Below are 14,356 nucleotides of genomic sequence, written 5' to 3' on the forward strand. Positions count from 1 at the left end.
AGGATGTCCGCGATGGCCTACAGGTATTTCTACGACTGCGAATTCATCGAGGACGGGCGCACTGTCGACCTGGTCTCGATCGGCATGGTGGACGAGTTCGGCCGCGAGTTCTACGCGGTCTCGACGGAGTTCGACGACTCCCGGGCGGTGCCCTGGGTGCGCCGCAACGTGCTCGACAAGCTGCCGTCCCCGGCCGACCCGGCGTGGCGGTCCCGCGAGCGCATCCGCGACGACCTGTACGCGTTCATGCGCGAACCGGTCCAGGGCCGCGACGAGCAGATCGAGCTGTGGGCCTGGTACGCGGCGTACGACCACGTGGCCCTGGCCCAGCTCTGGGGGGCGATGCCGGCGCTGCCCCGCGAGATCCCCCGCTTCACCAAGGACCTGCGCCAGAAGTGGGACGACCTCGGCCGACCGCCCCTGCCGACCGCCGCGGGCCGGCACGACGCCCTGGTCGACGCCAAGCACAACCTGGCCCGCTGGCGGGCGATGGGGGGCTAGCTCCCGTTCGTTTCGGGCCCCCCGCGCTGGGCACGTTTCCCTTCGTATCCGACAACGGTGAGGGGATTTGTGATGGCCGAGAAGACCGAGCAGGAGAAGCGGGAAACGCTCAAGGGGCTGGTCAAGGACGCCCGGATCGGCATGCTCACCACCATGACCGCCGACGGGCGGCACGTCAGCCGGCCGATGGCCGTGCAGGACGTCGAGTTCGACGGCGACCTCTGGTTCTTCACCTACTCCGACTCCGACCTGGTCCAGCAGGTACGCACCCACCCGCAGGTCAACGTCTCGTTCAGTGACGACAAGCAGCACGCCTGGGTGTCCATCGCCGGCACCGCCGAGCAGCTCACCGACCGGGCCAAGGCCGAGGAGCTGTGGAACCCGATGCTCAAGGCGTGGTTCCCGGACGGCCTGGAGACGCCGAACCTGACGCTGGTCAAGGTGCACGCCGACACGGCGGAGTACTGGGAGTCGGCGCACAGCTCGCGCGTCGTCACGCTGCTGGGCTACGCCAAGGCCGCGGTCACCGGGAAGACCCCTGACGCGGGGGAGAACGAAACCGTGCAGTTGTAGCGGGGCGCCTTGGTCCGGGCTGCGAGCGGCGACTACAGTGCGCTTGCGGCCCGCCCCATGACCCCGGCAGTGCAGCCGGACGACAGCTTTCTCCTCCGGAGGCGGGCATCTCGCGACCTGATCTCAGGGAGGACGAGCAATCATGCGTATCGGCGTGCTCACCGGCGGCGGAGACTGCCCCGGTCTGAACGCGGTGATCCGGGCGGTCGTCCGTAAGGGCGTCGCCACTTACGGACACGAGTTCGTCGGATTCCGCGACGGGTGGAAGGGCCCCCTGGAGGGCCTGACGAAGCCCCTCGGCATCGCCGAGGTCCGGGGTATCCTGCCGCGCGGCGGCACCATCCTGGGCTCTTCCCGCACCAACCCGTTCAAGATCGACGGCGGCGTGGAGCGGATCAAGGCCAACCTGGCCGAGCAGGGCGTCGACGCGCTCGTCGCGATCGGCGGCGAGGACACCCTCGGCGTCGCGACCAAGCTCAACGACCTGGGCGTGAACGTCGTCGGCGTGCCGAAGACGATCGACAACGACCTCAACGCCACGGACTACACCTTCGGCTTCGACACCGCGGTCAACATCGCGATGGAGGCCATCGACCGGCTGCACACCACCGCCGAGTCGCACCACCGCACCCTGGTGGTCGAGGTCATGGGCCGGCACGCCGGCTGGATCGCGCTGCACGCCGGCCTGGCCGGCGGGGCCAACGTCATCCTGCTGCCGGAGCGCAACTTCGACGTGGAGCAGGTGGCAACGTACGTGACCAAGCGCTTCCAGGTCGAGTACGCCCCGATCGTCGTGGTCGCCGAGGGCGCGCAGCCGCTCGAGGGCCAGATGAGCCTGCAGAGCCAGGAGAAGGACGCGTTCGGTCACGTCCGCCTCGGCGGCATCGGGCAGTGGCTGGCCCAGCAGCTGGAGGAGAAGACCGGCAAGGAGGCCCGTACGGTCGTCCTCGGTCACATCCAGCGCGGCGGCACGCCCACCGCGTTCGACCGGGTGCTCGCGACCCGCTTCGGTCTGCAGGCGATCGACGCCGTCCACGAGGGTGATTTCGGTAAGATGATGGCGTTGCGTGGCACCGACATCGTCCGCGTCCCGCTCGCCGACGGCACCGGTGAGCTCAAGACCGTCCCGATCTCGCGGTACGACGAGGCCGAGGTCTTCTTCGGCAGCTGAGCCGGCGTTCTTTCACAGAAGGGGGCGACCGCCGGTCGCCCCCTTTTTCTGTCCCGAAGGGGTCCGATGGGCAATCACATGATCGCGGTGATCGGTGCCGGCAAGCTCGGCGAGCTGGTGCTCTCCGGTCTGCTGCGGGCCGGCTGGCCGGCCAACCAGATCATCGCCACCACCCGGCGCCCGGAGCGGGCCGCCGAGCTGGCCGAGCGGTACGGCATCCGGCCGACCCTGAACCTCACCGCCGTCACCCAGGCCGACGTGCTGCTGGTGGCGGTCAAGCCGCAGGACGCGGGCAAGCTGCTGGACGAGTTCGGCATGAAGATCCCGCCGGGCAAGCTGGTGGTGTCGCTGTGCGCGGGCCTGCCGACGAGCTTCTTCACCGAGCGGCTGCCCGGCGGCATCCCGGTGGTGCGGGTCATGACCAACACCCCGGCGCTGGTCGACCAGGCGATGACGGTGATCTCCGCGGGCCCGTACGCGACGGACGAGCACCTGGCGCTGACCGAGGAGATCTTCCAGCCGCTGGGCAAGACGATGCGGGTGCCCGAGGCCCAGCAGGACGCCGTGACCGCGCTGTCCGGCTCCGGCCCGGCGTACTTCTACCTGCTGGTCGAGGCCATGATCGACGCCGGGATCCTGCTCGGGCTGCCGCGTCAGGTCGCGCACGAGCTGATCGTGCAGACCGCGATCGGCTCGGCGGTGATGCTGCGCGACTCCGGCGAGCACCCGGTGAAGCTGCGCGAGGCGGTCACCTCCCCGGCCGGCACGACCATCTCGGCGATCCGCGAGCTGGAGAAGCACGGTGTCCGTGCGGCGTTTCTGGCCGCCCTGGAGGCCGCGCGGGACCGCGCTCGGGAGATCGCCGCTCAATCTGCCTGAGTCAGTACCAGATGGCGATGCGGGCGCCGTTGTTCTCCTCCGGTGGGCTGGGGTGGCTCTGCGCCGCCCCGGTCGCCATCCGGTGGGCGCTCCAGGCCACCGCGGCGGCGTCCAGGATGTCGTCGGGCGGGGCCTGCCCGGCCGGGCCGAGCTGGTCGGGCAGCACGATGCCGTGCTTGGCCAGCAACTGCCGGCGGCGGGCCTGACCGGTCCAGGTCTTCTTCGCGTACGCCAGGGGCTCGCCCGCCATCTGCCGGAACGACACCTCGGGGTGCGCCTCGAAGAGCAGCCCCGGGTGCCGTTCCCAGATCGCGTTGGCTTCGAGCAATTTCGGCCGCAATGCCCAGGACTGGCGGCTGAGGCCGGCGCCGGTGAGCTCGCGGCAGAGCCGGTTGGCGGCGGCGAAGTCGCCCTCCTGCCAGACCGCGCGCGGTGGCACCCGGAAGACGCTGCTGCGCCGCGGGCCGAGCTGGTCGGCGGCGAGGGTGTCCGCGGCGCGCCAGCGGTCGGGGAGCATGCCCAGCGGGATGTCGACGCCGATCACGGCCGCGCCGGAGCTGCCCGCGACGATCTCGTACAGGGTGGACGCCAGCATCGCCCGGCCGAACGCGCCGTCGCGCAGCTCGACCCCCACCCAGCCCAGGGCGTACGCGTCGACGCCGATCACGTGGATGCTCATCCGCAGCTCAGCGAGGAAGCAGTTTCTCGATGGCGGCGATGAGCTCGCCGTCCTGGGGGTCGGTCTGTGGACCGAACCGGGCGGCCACCGCACCGTCCGGGCCGACCACGAACTTCTCGAAGTTCCACTGGATGTCCGGGCCGGCGCCGACCAGTTCGCGGTAGAGCGCGTGGCGGCCGGGCCCGTTCACGTCCACCTTCTCGGTGAGCGGGAACGTCACGCCGTAGTTCACCTGGCAGAAATCTTCGATCTCGGCGGCGGTGCCGGGCTCCTGGCCGCCGAACTGGTTGCACGGGACACCCAGGACGACCAGCCCGCGGTCCGCATAGGTGTCGGCGAGCGCCTGGAGTCCGGCGTACTGCGGGGTGAGGCCGCAGCGGGAGGCCACATTGACCACCAGGACGACATGATCGCGGTAGCGATCCATATCGGCCGGTCCGCCCGAGAGTGTGTGGATGTCGACGGCAAAGATGGTCATGACGGCAGACTACGCGCTGTGCGCGAGCGAGTGCACGCCGTGGCCGCGTCCGGGAGAAAAGTTAAGGTCGCGCTTAATCAGCGATGACCTTCTTGACTCATGTTCATAGATGTGACTACCGTCTCTTCAACTTCCCTTTGGAAAGTTTCCTAACTGTTCTTGAGGAGACGCAGTGAAGAAATCCCTCCGCCGCGCCCTATGGGCCGGGGCCATCGTGGCGGTCGCGACCGCTGCGGTCCCCGTGGTCCAGGCCTCGGCCGCCGCCGCCTGTGCCCCCGCCTGGAGCGCCTCGGCGGTCTACGTCAAGGACAACTCCGTCTCGTACCAGTCGAAGAACTACACCGCGAAGTGGTGGACCACCAACGAGGTCCCCACCGCCAGCGGCGAGTGGGGCGTCTGGGCCGACAAGGGCGCCTGTGACGGTGGGCCGACCACGCCGCCCACCACCCCGCCGACCACGCCCCCCACGACACCTCCGACGACTCCACCCACCACGCCGCCGACAACCCCGCCGACCAACGGTCCGGCCGGCAAGGCCGTCGTGGGCTACTTCGCCGAGTGGGGCGTCTACGGCCGCAACTACCACGTCAAGAACCTGGTGACGAGCGGCTCGGCGGCCAAGCTGACCCACATCCTGTACGCCTTCGGCAACACCACCGGCGGCCAGTGCTCGATCGGTGACGCGTACGCCGACTACGACAAGGCCTACACCGCGGCCGACAGTGTGGACGGCGTCGCCGACACGTGGGACACCGGCGCGCTGCGCGGCTCGTTCAACCAGCTGCGCAAGCTCAAGAAGCTGTACCCGAACATCAAGGTGATCTGGTCGTTCGGCGGCTGGACCTGGTCCGGTGGCTTCACCCAGGCCGCCGCGAACCCGACCGCGTTCGCCAACTCCTGCTACAACCTGGTCAAGGACTCCCGCTGGTCGGACGTCTTCGACGGCATCGACGTCGACTGGGAGTACCCCAACGCCTGTGGCCTCACCTGTGACGCCAGCGGCCCGGACTCGTACAACAAGGTCGTCTCCGCCCTGCGCACCAAGTTCGGGCAGAACTTCCTGGTCACCTCGGCGATCTCGGCCGACGGCTCGAACGGCGGCAAGCTGGACGCGGCCGACTACGCGTCGGGCATCTCGAAGCTCAACTACGTCTTCCCGATGACCTACGACTACTTCGGCGCTTTCGCCCCGCAGGGCCCGACCGCCCCGCACTCGCCGCTGACCTCGTACTCCGGCATCCCGCAGCAGGGCTTCTGGTCCGACGCGGCGATCCAGAAGCTGAAGAGCAAGGGTGTGCCGTCCAGCAAGATGCTGCTCGGCATCGGCTTCTACGGCCGCGGCTGGACCGGCGTGAGCCAGACCGCCCCGGGCGGTACGGCCACCGGTGCGGCACCGGGCACCTACGAGGCCGGCATCGAGGACTACAAGGTCCTCAAGAACAGCTGCCCGGTCTCCGGCACGGTCGGCGGCACCGCGTACGCCAAGTGCGGCAGCAACTGGTGGAGCTACGACACCCCGAGCACCATCGCCGGCAAGATGACCTACGCGAAGCAGCAGGGTCTGGGCGGTGCGTTCTTCTGGGAGTTCTCCGGCGACACCGCCAACGGTGAGCTCATCACCGCCATCAAGAACGGTCTCAACTAGCTCGTCTTACCAAGTGGGGCGTCGGGGATCCTCCCGGCGCCCCACTTCCCTGCGCCGATTAGGCTTCTGACATGCGCCGAGAGTGGCACCAGCTCAGTCATCCCGGGGTCGGGACCACCGCCCTGCAGACGTCCCGCCCGTCCACCGACTCCGCCGAGGACTCCGCCCTCGGCCTGGACAAGTGGCGGGAGCTCCCGCGCCTGCAGATGCCGCCGTGGGCGGACATGGACGAGGTCGCCTCGGTCTGCCGGGTCCTCGACACCGTCCCGTCGATCGTCGCGCCCTACGAGGTCGACCAGCTCCGGCACCGCCTCGCCGAGGTCTGCGAGGGCCGCGCCTTCCTGCTCCAGGGCGGCGACTGCGCCGAGACCTTCGCGGACAACACCGAGAGCCACCTGCTGGCCAACGCCCGCACGCTGCTGCAGATGGCGGTCGTGCTGACGTACGGCGCGTCGATGCCGGTGGTCAAGGTGGCCCGGGTCGCGGGGCAGTACACCAAGCCCCGGTCGTCGGCGACGGACTCGCTGGGGCTGCCGGCGTACCGCGGTGATCTGATCAACTCGCTGGACGCCAACGAGGCGGCGCGGGTGGCCGACCCGCAACGCATGATCCGGGCGTACGCGAACTCCGCCGCGGCGATGAACATGCTGCGGGCGTACCTGGCGGGCGGCCTGGCCGACCTGGCCGGCCTGCACGACTGGAACAAGGACTTCGTCCGCGCCTCGCCGGCCGGCGAGCGCTACGAGGCGATCGCCCGCGAGATCGACCGCACCCTGGACTTCATCCGCGCCTGCGGCATGACCGAGGACGAGGCGCTGCGCACGGTCAGCCTGTACTGCTCGCACGAGGCGCTGGCGCTGGAGTACGACCGCGCGCTGACCCGGGTCTCCGACGGCAAGGCGTACGGCCTGTCCGGGCACTTCCTGTGGATCGGCGAGCGCACCCGGCAGCTGGACCACGCGCACATCGACTTCATCAGCCGCATCGCCAACCCGATCGGCGTCAAGCTCGGCCCCGGCACCAGCCCGGAGACGGCCATCGAGCTGTGCGAGAAGCTCAACCCGGACAACATCCCGGGCCGGCTCACGCTGATCAGCCGGATGGGCAACGGCAAGGTCCGCGACGCGCTGCCGGCCATCGTGGAGAAGGTCAGCGCCACCGGGGCCAAGGTGGTGTGGCAGTGCGACCCGATGCACGGCAACACCCACGAGTCGTCCAACGGCTACAAGACCCGGCACTTCGACCGGGTCGTCGACGAGGTCCTCGGCTACTTCGAGGTGCACCGCGGCCTGGGCACCCACCCGGGCGGCATCCACATCGAGCTGACCGGCGAGGACGTCACCGAGTGCCTGGGCGGCGCGCAGGGTATCGAGGACCTCGACCTGCCGGACCGCTACGAGACCGCCTGCGACCCGCGGCTCAACACCCAGCAGAGCCTGGAGCTGGCCTTCCTGGTGGCGGAGATGCTGCGTGGCTGACCTGCGGTCCGACACGGTCACCCGGCCGACCGCGGCGATGCGCGAGGCCATGGCGACGGCGGCGGTGGGCGACGACGTCTTCGGCGACGACCCGACGGTCATCGCGCTGGAACGGCGGGTGGCCGAGCTGTTCGGGCACGAGGCGGCCCTGTTCGCCCCGTCCGGGACGATGGCCAACCAGATCGCCCTGCAACTCGTCGTCCCGCGCGGCGGCGAGCTGCTGGCCGGCGCCGACGCGCACGTGGTGACGTACGAGCAGGGTGCGGCGGCCGCGCTCGGGGGCATCTCCACCCGTACGTGGCCGTCGGTGGGCGCGGCGCTGGATCCGGAGCAGATCGAGGCGATGATCCGCCCGGACGGCTACCCGTCGGTGGCGACCCGGGCCATCGCCGTCGAGCAGACCCACAACCTCGGCGGCGGCACGGTGGTCCCGCTGGAGATCCTGCGCCGGCTGCGTACGGTGGCCGACGCGGCGGGCGTGGCCCTGCACTGCGACGGCGCCCGGATCTGGCACGCGCACGTCGCGGACGGCGTGCCGCTGGCGGCGTACGGGGAGCTCTTCGACACCCTGTCGGTCTGCTTGTCCAAGGGCCTGGGCGCGCCGATCGGCTCGCTGGTCGTGGGCAGCGCGGCCCGCATCGCGCAGGCCCGGGTGCTCCGCAAGCGGCTGGGCGGCGGCATGCGCCAGGTCGGCATCCTGGCGGCGGCCGGGCAGCACGCGCTGGATCACCACCTCACGCGGCTGGCGGACGACCACGCGCGCGCCCGGCGGCTGGCCGAGGCCCTCGAGCCGCTCGGGGTGGTGCGGGCGGCGGAGGTGCGCACCAACCTGGTGATGCTGGACCTGACCAAGTCGGCGCTGGACGCGCCGTCGCTGGTCGCGGCGGCGGCCGAGCGGGGAGTGCTGATGGCGGCGATGCTGCCGCGTACGGCCCGCCTGGTGACCCACCTGGACCTGACCGACGACGACATCGACGTGGCCATCACGGTGCTGCGAGCGCTGCTTTCCTGACGCGTTCTGGTTACATCAGGAGCCGATGCTGTCCCGTACCGCTGAGGAGTTCCGATGACCCGCCGCGCCACCGGCACCTTCACCACCGTGTTCGAGCCGTTGCCCATCGACGACGACACGATCGGCCGGATGGAGGTGCGCAAGACCATCGAGGGTGACCTGAGCGGCACGGGCCGGGCGGAGATGCTGTCGGTCGGCACCCCGATCGACGGCTCGGCGGGTTATGTCGCGATCGATCGCATCACCGGCACGCTGCACGGCCGCAGCGGCAGCTTCGTGCTGCAGCACTACGGGCTGATGGACCGCGGGGCCGGGACGTTGATCGTGCGGGTCGTGCCGGACTCGGGCACCGACGAGCTGGCCGGCCTCACCGGTACGTTCGAGATCGACAACAGCTCCGCCGAGCACCGCTACACCTTCGACTACGACATCACGCCCGGCTGACCGCGGCATGGACGGCGGTTGTTGAATCGGTGCGGCGGGCTGACCACCGAATTCACACCCTGGCCGATGGCCGCGGCCGGTCGCCGGCCACGCTCATCACCCGGCCGGCCGATCGACACCCGGCAGTTGATCCCGTGCTCGAGCAGGTCCGCGTTGCCCGGCCCGGTGGCATCGGGCGGCCCCGCCGCCGGCCCACATCGGTGACCGGCGACAAGGCGTACTCGTCGCGTGCCAACCGCCAAGCCCTACGCGGCGAACGGATCCGCGCGACGATCTCGGAACCGACGACCAGATCGCCAACCGGAAACGCCGCGGTGGTCGTGGTGGCCGGCCACTCGCGTTCGGTCCCAGCGCCTACCGCCTAGGCGGTGATGGGATCGGCCAGCACCTGATCCACGACGTGACGCCAGGCCGGGGCGGCGCCCGGCTCGGCCAGCATGATCAGTGCCTTCCACAGCGCCCATCCGCGGGCCCGTTGCCAGGTCTGCCGGTCGAGGCCGACAGCGTCGCGGAAGGCGGCGCGCTCGGCCCCTGCCAGGGTGTTCCAGGCGATCACCAGGTCGCAGGCCGGGTCGCCGACGCCGCAGGTGCCGAAGTCGATGACGGCGGCCAGTCGCCCATCCCGCACCAGCAGATTGCCCACCGCGATGTCACCGTGGAACCAGACCGGCGCCGACTCCCAGGACGACTCCAGCGCCTCGGCCCACACCGCCCGGCACGCCGGCACGTCCACGGCGTCCCCGAGCTCCTTCAGGGCCTGCTCGACCCCGTCGGCGTAGGCGCTGGGGTGGCACCCGCGGAAGAACGAATGCCGGCCGCCGGGTGGCCCGGCCACGGGAGCCTGCCGCAGCACGGTGAGGAACTCGCCCAGGTCGCGCGCCAACCTGAGGCGGTCGACCTCCGCGGCGTCCTCGAGGGTGTCGCCCGCCAGCCACTGCCGGACCGACCACGGGTACGGGTAACCGGCCCCCGGACGCCCGACCGCCACCGGAGAAGGCACCGGCAGCGGCAGGTGCGCGGCCAGCTCGGGCAGCCAGCGGTTCTCCTTCTCCACCGCCGCCACGTACCCCTCGGCGCTGGGCAGCCGCACGGACAGCTGATCGCCGAGGCGGAACGTGCGGTTGTCCCAGCCCTGCCGGGGCACCGGTGTGACGGGCAGGTCGCTCCACCGCGGGAACTGCTCGGCGATCAGGGCGCGTACCAGATCGGTCGTGATCGTGGGCTTCACAGCTCGGGACGCAGCTCCTTGAGCAGGGCGATGTCCGCCGCGTGGCCCTCGTGTTCCTCGGTCGGGGTCTCCACGATCACCGGCAGGCCCGCGGTCGCCGGGTGGGCCAGCAGCTCGGCGAAGGCGGCCGCGCCGATCCGGCCCTCGCCGATGCGCTCGTGCCGGTCGCGGGTCGAGCCGCACGCGTCCTTGGAGTCGTTGGCGTGGATCAGCTGGAGGCGGTCCGGGCCGACCGTCGCCACCAGGGCGTCCAGTGTCTCGGTCATGCCGCCCGGCCTGGCCAGGTCGTGCCCGGCCGCCCAGGCGTGGCAGGTGTCGAAGCAGACGCCCAGCCAAGGGTGGTGCTCCACCGCGGCCAGGTACGGCCCCAGATCCTGCACCTTCGACGCCAGGCTGCGCCCGCCACCGGCACTGGGCTCCACCAGCACCTTCGGCAGGCCCTGGGCTGCCGCGACGTCCAGCAGCGGCAGCAACGCCTCGCGCAGCTGGTGCAGCGCCTTGTCGTCGTGGGCCGGGTCGACCGAGCTGCCCGCGTGGTAGACGATCGCCGTCGCGCCGATCGCGGCACCGCGGCGCAGCGCGTGCTCCAGCGTCTCCACCGACCGCTGGACCGTCTGCTCGGTGGGCGAGCCCAGGTTGACCAGCAGCGACGCGTGGATGTACGCCGGCAGCCCCCGCTCGCCGCAGCCGTCGCGGAACAGCGTGTCCTGCTTCGGGTCACCCGGCGGCAGCGCCCAGCCGCGGGAGTTCGAGACGTAGACCTGCACCGCCTCCGACCCGGCCGCGTCCGCGTACGGCAGTGCCGCCTTGGCCAGGCCCCCCGACGTTCTCGTGTGCGAGCCGACCGGCCTGCTCACGCGCACGTCAGCACCACCTCGGTCTGCGGAGGCACCGGCGTGCCGGCCGGCGGGTTCTGGATCCGGACCACGCCGTTGGGGTTGAAGTCGAGGCGGGCGCGCAGCCCCTGCGCCTCCAGGACGCCCTTGGCCGTCTGGCACGGCTGGTTGTTCACGTCCGGGACGCCGACCTGCGGCGGGCCCTTGCTGACCACGAGCTTGATCTCGTCGTCCTTCTCCGCGCCGGTGCCGGGCTTGGGGGACTGCTCGATGACCTGGTCGGCAGGCTGGTCGTTGTCCTTGTACTGCTCCACCACGGTCAGGCCGAGCCGCTGGGCCTCGCCGCGGGCGTCGTTGATGTTCTTGCCCGTCAGGTCCGGCACGGTGATCGGTGCCCGGCCCTTGCTGACCACCACGGTCACGGTCGAGCCCGGCTTGAGCTGCGCCTCCGCCTTCGGGTCGGTGGAGATGACCACGCCCTGCGGGATGGTGTCGCTGTACTTGCCCTTGCCTTCCTTGAACTTGAGCTTGGTGCCCTCGATCTCGCCCCGGGCCACGGCCAGCTCCTTGCCGATGACGTCGGGCACCGGATAGCGCTCCGGGCCCAGCGAGAGCGTGAGCGAGACGACGCCACCCTTGAGGATGCGCTCGGTGGGCGGCGGGTCCTGGCGGAGCACCACGTCCTTGGGGACGTTCTCGCTGAACGCACCGTCGCCGATGCGCAGCTCGAAGCCCTCCTGGGCGGCGGCCTGCTCGGCCTGGGCCCGGCTCATGTTCACCAGCTGCGGGGTGTCCGTGTAGCGGCCCAGGGTGACCCACCAGGTGCTGCCGACGACGACCAGCACCATCAGCGCCACCGCCGCCATGATCAGGATCTGCCGCCGGTCGCCGCTGAAGCGGCCGAGCAGGCCGCCGGCGGCGCGCGGGGGCGGCGCTCCGGCCCGGCGCTGGCCGCCGCGGGCGCGGCCCTGCTCCGGCAGGCGGGCCCAGCCGGGGCGGTCGCCGCCGGTGGCCGGGAAGGTCGTGGTGATCGCGGGCACGAGCGCGGTGGCGTCGGCGGCCGGCGGGCGGGCCGGGACCTGGCGCAGCAGCGCGGTCTCGACGTTCGCCGCGCCCAGGTCGTCGCGGACCACCTGGACCTCGGCCAGCAGCGCGCCGGCGTCGGTGGGGCGGGCCCCCGGGTCGCGGCGGGTGGCCCGGGCGACCAGGTCGTCCAGCACGGTGGGCAGGCCCTTGACGATGCTGGACGGCGCCGGCACGTCGTTGTCGACGTGCTGCCAGGCGACCTCGACCGGCTCGTCGCCGTCGTACGGGACCCGGCCGGTGAGCATCTCGAAGAGCACGATGCCGGCCGAGTAGACGTCCGTGCGCGCGTCGGCGTGCCCGTCGGTGACCAGCTCGGGCGCCACGTAGGCGACCGTGGCCATGAGCTGGCCGGACTCGTCGGTGCTGCTGGCCTCGACCGCGCGGGCCAGGCCGAAGTCGGCCACTTTGACCACGCTGTCGACCAGGTTGGCGATGCCGCCGCTGGGCGCCTCGGCGACCAGCACGTTCTCCGGCTTGACGTCGCGGTGCACCAGGCCGGCGCGGTGCGCGGCGGCGATGGCGGCGAGCATCTGCTCACAGATGGCCAGCGCCTCCACCGGGTTGAGCCGGCGGCGCTGGATCAGCAGGTCGCGCAGGGTGCGGCCCTGGACGTACTCCATGACCAGGTACGGCAGGCCCTGGTGGCGGCCCTGGTCGTACACGGCGACGACGTTGGGGTGGGTGAGCCGGGCGATCGTCTTCGCCTCGTCGGTGAAGCGGTCGACGAAGTGCACGTTCGTCGCCTGCGACGGGTGAATGATCTTGAGGGCCACCGTGCGTTCGAGCCGGTCGTCCACAGCGGTGTACACAGTCGCCATGCCACCACGGGCCACGCGACCGGTGATCCGGTAGCGCCCGTCAATCGTCGTGCCGATCAACGTGTCGGCGACAGTCGTGTCCATCGGCGTGAAGTGTATGTGTCCTTCCGGGCGCGGCAGCCCAGGATCTCACAGCTGAGACCGAACGGGTACAGCGCGCAGTCCTGACCAGGGCAAAGTGGAGAAAACGACCCGCGCGGCCGAGGCCCCGCGAGTCGTTATCGTGACAAATCGGATCAGTGCCGCCGCGCGTGGCGTGCCCGGCGCTCCTCCTGGTCCGTCCCCACGGTGTCGTCCGACCCGGTCGGCTCCGCCGAAACGGGCGATTCGCTCGGCGCCGGCGAGTCACTGCCGTCCGGCGAGGACGACGGCGAAGGCGTCGCCGACGGGCTGTGCGGCGTCGGCACCGGCGCGGTGGGCGTCGGGACCGGCGGGGACAGGCAGCAGTCGGTCGGCCGGGTCTCCGGCTGCCCGGCCGCGGTGGTCCGCGGCGCCACCGGCGCGACCGCCGGTGGCGCGAGCGGCGCTCTGCCGCCGGCCGTCGTGGGCAACACCCGGATCGACCCGGGTACGGGCTCAGCAGTCGTCGTGGCCGCCGCGGCCGGCCGGCCGGCCGGCGCGTAGGCGGTGCCCCGGCCCAGGCCCGAGTTGGACAGATCACCCTCGGAACCCCGCGGCGCCTCGGCGGCCAGCGGGTACGGCTCCGCCCCGGCCGGCTTCTCGCCGAGCAGCGCACCGATCCCGTTGACGACCGCGAAGTAGCTGCCCGCGGCCCCCGCGACCGCGAGGACGCCGAAGGCCGAGACCGCCGCGATCCGCCGCGGCCGGGGCACGAGCTGCTCGCCGTACGAGGTGCGCAGTCCACCGGTCAGGCCGGCACCGCCGAAGGTGCTGAACCCGGTCGAGGTCACGTCCGGGTGACCGCCGCCCGGGCGAACGGCTGCCCCGCCGGCAGAAGGGCCATCGGCGTCCGGCTCGGGCCGGCCCAGGTCGTACCGCACCGAGCGCCACGCTCCGGCCACCTCGGTGCGGGCTTTGCGCCACATGGTCATCGGGACTGTTCTCCGATCTCGAGGAACCGGGGATTTCCCGGTTCCGCATGCTCCGCTTGGTCAGCCGCGGAGCGGGCATGGCACGCTGGTCGGGTGACCGATTCCGTAACCGTGGGTGAGGCGGCGGCCCCGCAGCCCACCGGCCCGACCGAGTGGATCAACCTGCCCGACGTGGCGGACAAGCTCGGCGTGTCGATCAGCAAGGTGCACCAGATGATCCGCGACGGTGCTCTGCTCGCCGTCCGGCGCGACGGTGTACGCGTGGTGCCGGCGGAGCTGGTGGCCAACAGCACCGTGCTCAAGCACCTCCCCGGCATCCTCACGTTGCTTCGCGACGCTGGGTACAACGACGAAGAGGCGCTGCGGTGGCTCTACGAGCCGGACGCAACCGTGGACGGCTGCGGCGCCAAGGGTCTCGGCGGGGACCGCGCCCGCGAGGTCAAGCGGCGTGCCCAGGCGCTCGGTTTCTGACCGCC

15 protein-coding genes are annotated in these 14,356 nt (G+C 71.4%); 9 read left to right on the forward strand and 6 right to left on the reverse strand.

Annotated features, from left to right (window positions below):
• Window positions 1-12: 12 nt before the first annotated feature.
• The 4 genes from ACZ6S4_RS31510 (at window position 13) to proC (ending at window position 3,124) form a co-directional block, all read left to right on the forward strand.
• On the forward strand, window positions 13-501 hold the full coding sequence (locus ACZ6S4_RS31510; RefSeq protein ID WP_360830330.1) for a polyadenylate-specific 3'-exoribonuclease AS: 489 nt from the start codon (window positions 13-15) through the stop codon (window positions 499-501).
• A 72-nt stretch (window positions 502-573) separates the two neighbouring features.
• Window positions 574-1,074 carry a pyridoxamine 5'-phosphate oxidase family protein gene (locus tag ACZ6S4_RS31515; protein WP_465478382.1) on the forward strand — a complete coding sequence of 167 codons (501 nt, stop codon included), beginning with the start codon at window positions 574-576 and terminating at the stop codon, window positions 1,072-1,074.
• A gap of 142 nt (window positions 1,075-1,216) precedes the next feature.
• The gene (locus ACZ6S4_RS31520) at window positions 1,217-2,245 is read left to right on the forward strand and encodes a 6-phosphofructokinase (RefSeq protein WP_360548156.1); all 1,029 of its coding nucleotides are present in this window, start codon (window positions 1,217-1,219) and stop codon (window positions 2,243-2,245) included.
• A 66-nt stretch (window positions 2,246-2,311) separates the two neighbouring features.
• Window positions 2,312-3,124, forward strand: coding sequence for a pyrroline-5-carboxylate reductase (gene proC, locus ACZ6S4_RS31525; RefSeq protein ID WP_465478383.1), 813 nt, complete (start codon window positions 2,312-2,314; stop codon window positions 3,122-3,124).
• Between the two features lies 1 nt (window position 3,125).
• Here the strand turns inward: proC and ACZ6S4_RS31530 are convergent, their stop codons facing one another.
• Window positions 3,126-3,803: a DUF429 domain-containing protein gene (locus tag ACZ6S4_RS31530; RefSeq protein ID WP_433726548.1), complete on the reverse strand. Its 678-nt coding sequence runs from the start codon at window positions 3,801-3,803 to the stop codon at window positions 3,126-3,128.
• Window positions 3,804-3,810: 7 nt separating this feature from the next.
• A complete protein-coding gene (locus ACZ6S4_RS31535; protein WP_465478384.1) occupies window positions 3,811-4,281 on the reverse strand; it encodes a glutathione peroxidase in 471 nt (156 codons plus the stop codon).
• A 172-nt stretch (window positions 4,282-4,453) separates the two neighbouring features.
• Here ACZ6S4_RS31535 and ACZ6S4_RS31540 point away from each other — a divergent pair, with 172 nt between their 5' ends.
• The 4 genes from ACZ6S4_RS31540 to ACZ6S4_RS31555 all read left to right on the forward strand — a co-directional run bounded on the left by ACZ6S4_RS31540 (window position 4,454) and on the right by ACZ6S4_RS31555 (window position 8,860).
• Window positions 4,454-5,926, forward strand: a complete 1,473-nt coding sequence (locus ACZ6S4_RS31540) for a glycosyl hydrolase family 18 protein (RefSeq protein WP_465478385.1) — start codon at window positions 4,454-4,456, stop codon at window positions 5,924-5,926.
• Window positions 5,927-5,997: 71 nt separating this feature from the next.
• Entirely contained in the window at window positions 5,998-7,404 is a 1,407-nt protein-coding gene (locus tag ACZ6S4_RS31545; protein WP_360827986.1) for a class II 3-deoxy-7-phosphoheptulonate synthase, read from the forward strand.
• The gene (locus tag ACZ6S4_RS31550; protein ID WP_465478386.1) at window positions 7,397-8,416 is read left to right on the forward strand and encodes a threonine aldolase family protein; all 1,020 of its coding nucleotides are present in this window, start codon (window positions 7,397-7,399) and stop codon (window positions 8,414-8,416) included. The genes ACZ6S4_RS31545 and ACZ6S4_RS31550 overlap by 8 nt, the downstream gene beginning before the upstream one ends.
• A 54-nt stretch (window positions 8,417-8,470) precedes the next feature.
• Window positions 8,471-8,860, forward strand: coding sequence for a DUF3224 domain-containing protein (locus ACZ6S4_RS31555; RefSeq protein WP_465478387.1), 390 nt, complete (start codon window positions 8,471-8,473; stop codon window positions 8,858-8,860).
• A gap of 361 nt (window positions 8,861-9,221) precedes the next feature.
• Here ACZ6S4_RS31555 and ACZ6S4_RS31560 read toward each other — a convergent pair whose 3' ends face one another.
• The 4 genes from ACZ6S4_RS31560 to ACZ6S4_RS31575 form a co-directional block, all read right to left on the reverse strand.
• Window positions 9,222-10,088 (reverse strand): aminoglycoside phosphotransferase family protein, encoded by an 867-nt coding sequence (locus ACZ6S4_RS31560; protein ID WP_465478388.1) that lies wholly within the window; start codon window positions 10,086-10,088, stop codon window positions 9,222-9,224.
• Window positions 10,085-10,951 (reverse strand): deoxyribonuclease IV, encoded by an 867-nt coding sequence (locus tag ACZ6S4_RS31565; protein WP_465478389.1) that lies wholly within the window; start codon window positions 10,949-10,951, stop codon window positions 10,085-10,087. The genes ACZ6S4_RS31560 and ACZ6S4_RS31565 overlap by 4 nt, the downstream gene beginning before the upstream one ends.
• A complete protein-coding gene (gene pknB, locus ACZ6S4_RS31570) occupies window positions 10,942-12,912 on the reverse strand; it encodes a Stk1 family PASTA domain-containing Ser/Thr kinase (RefSeq protein WP_465478390.1) in 1,971 nt (656 codons plus the stop codon). Before pknB ends, ACZ6S4_RS31565 begins: the two co-directional genes overlap by 10 nt.
• Window positions 12,913-13,064: 152 nt before the next feature.
• The gene (locus tag ACZ6S4_RS31575) at window positions 13,065-13,880 is read right to left on the reverse strand and encodes a hypothetical protein (RefSeq protein WP_465478391.1); all 816 of its coding nucleotides are present in this window, start codon (window positions 13,878-13,880) and stop codon (window positions 13,065-13,067) included.
• A gap of 93 nt (window positions 13,881-13,973) precedes the next feature.
• On the opposite strand from ACZ6S4_RS31575, the gene ACZ6S4_RS31580 reads away from it, so the two are divergent.
• Complete coding sequence (locus tag ACZ6S4_RS31580) at window positions 13,974-14,351, forward strand: Rv2175c family DNA-binding protein (protein ID WP_212993845.1); 378 nt, start codon at window positions 13,974-13,976, stop codon at window positions 14,349-14,351.
• Window positions 14,352-14,356 lie beyond the last annotated feature (5 nt).

Source organism: Actinoplanes sp. NPDC051405, assembly GCF_055586185.1.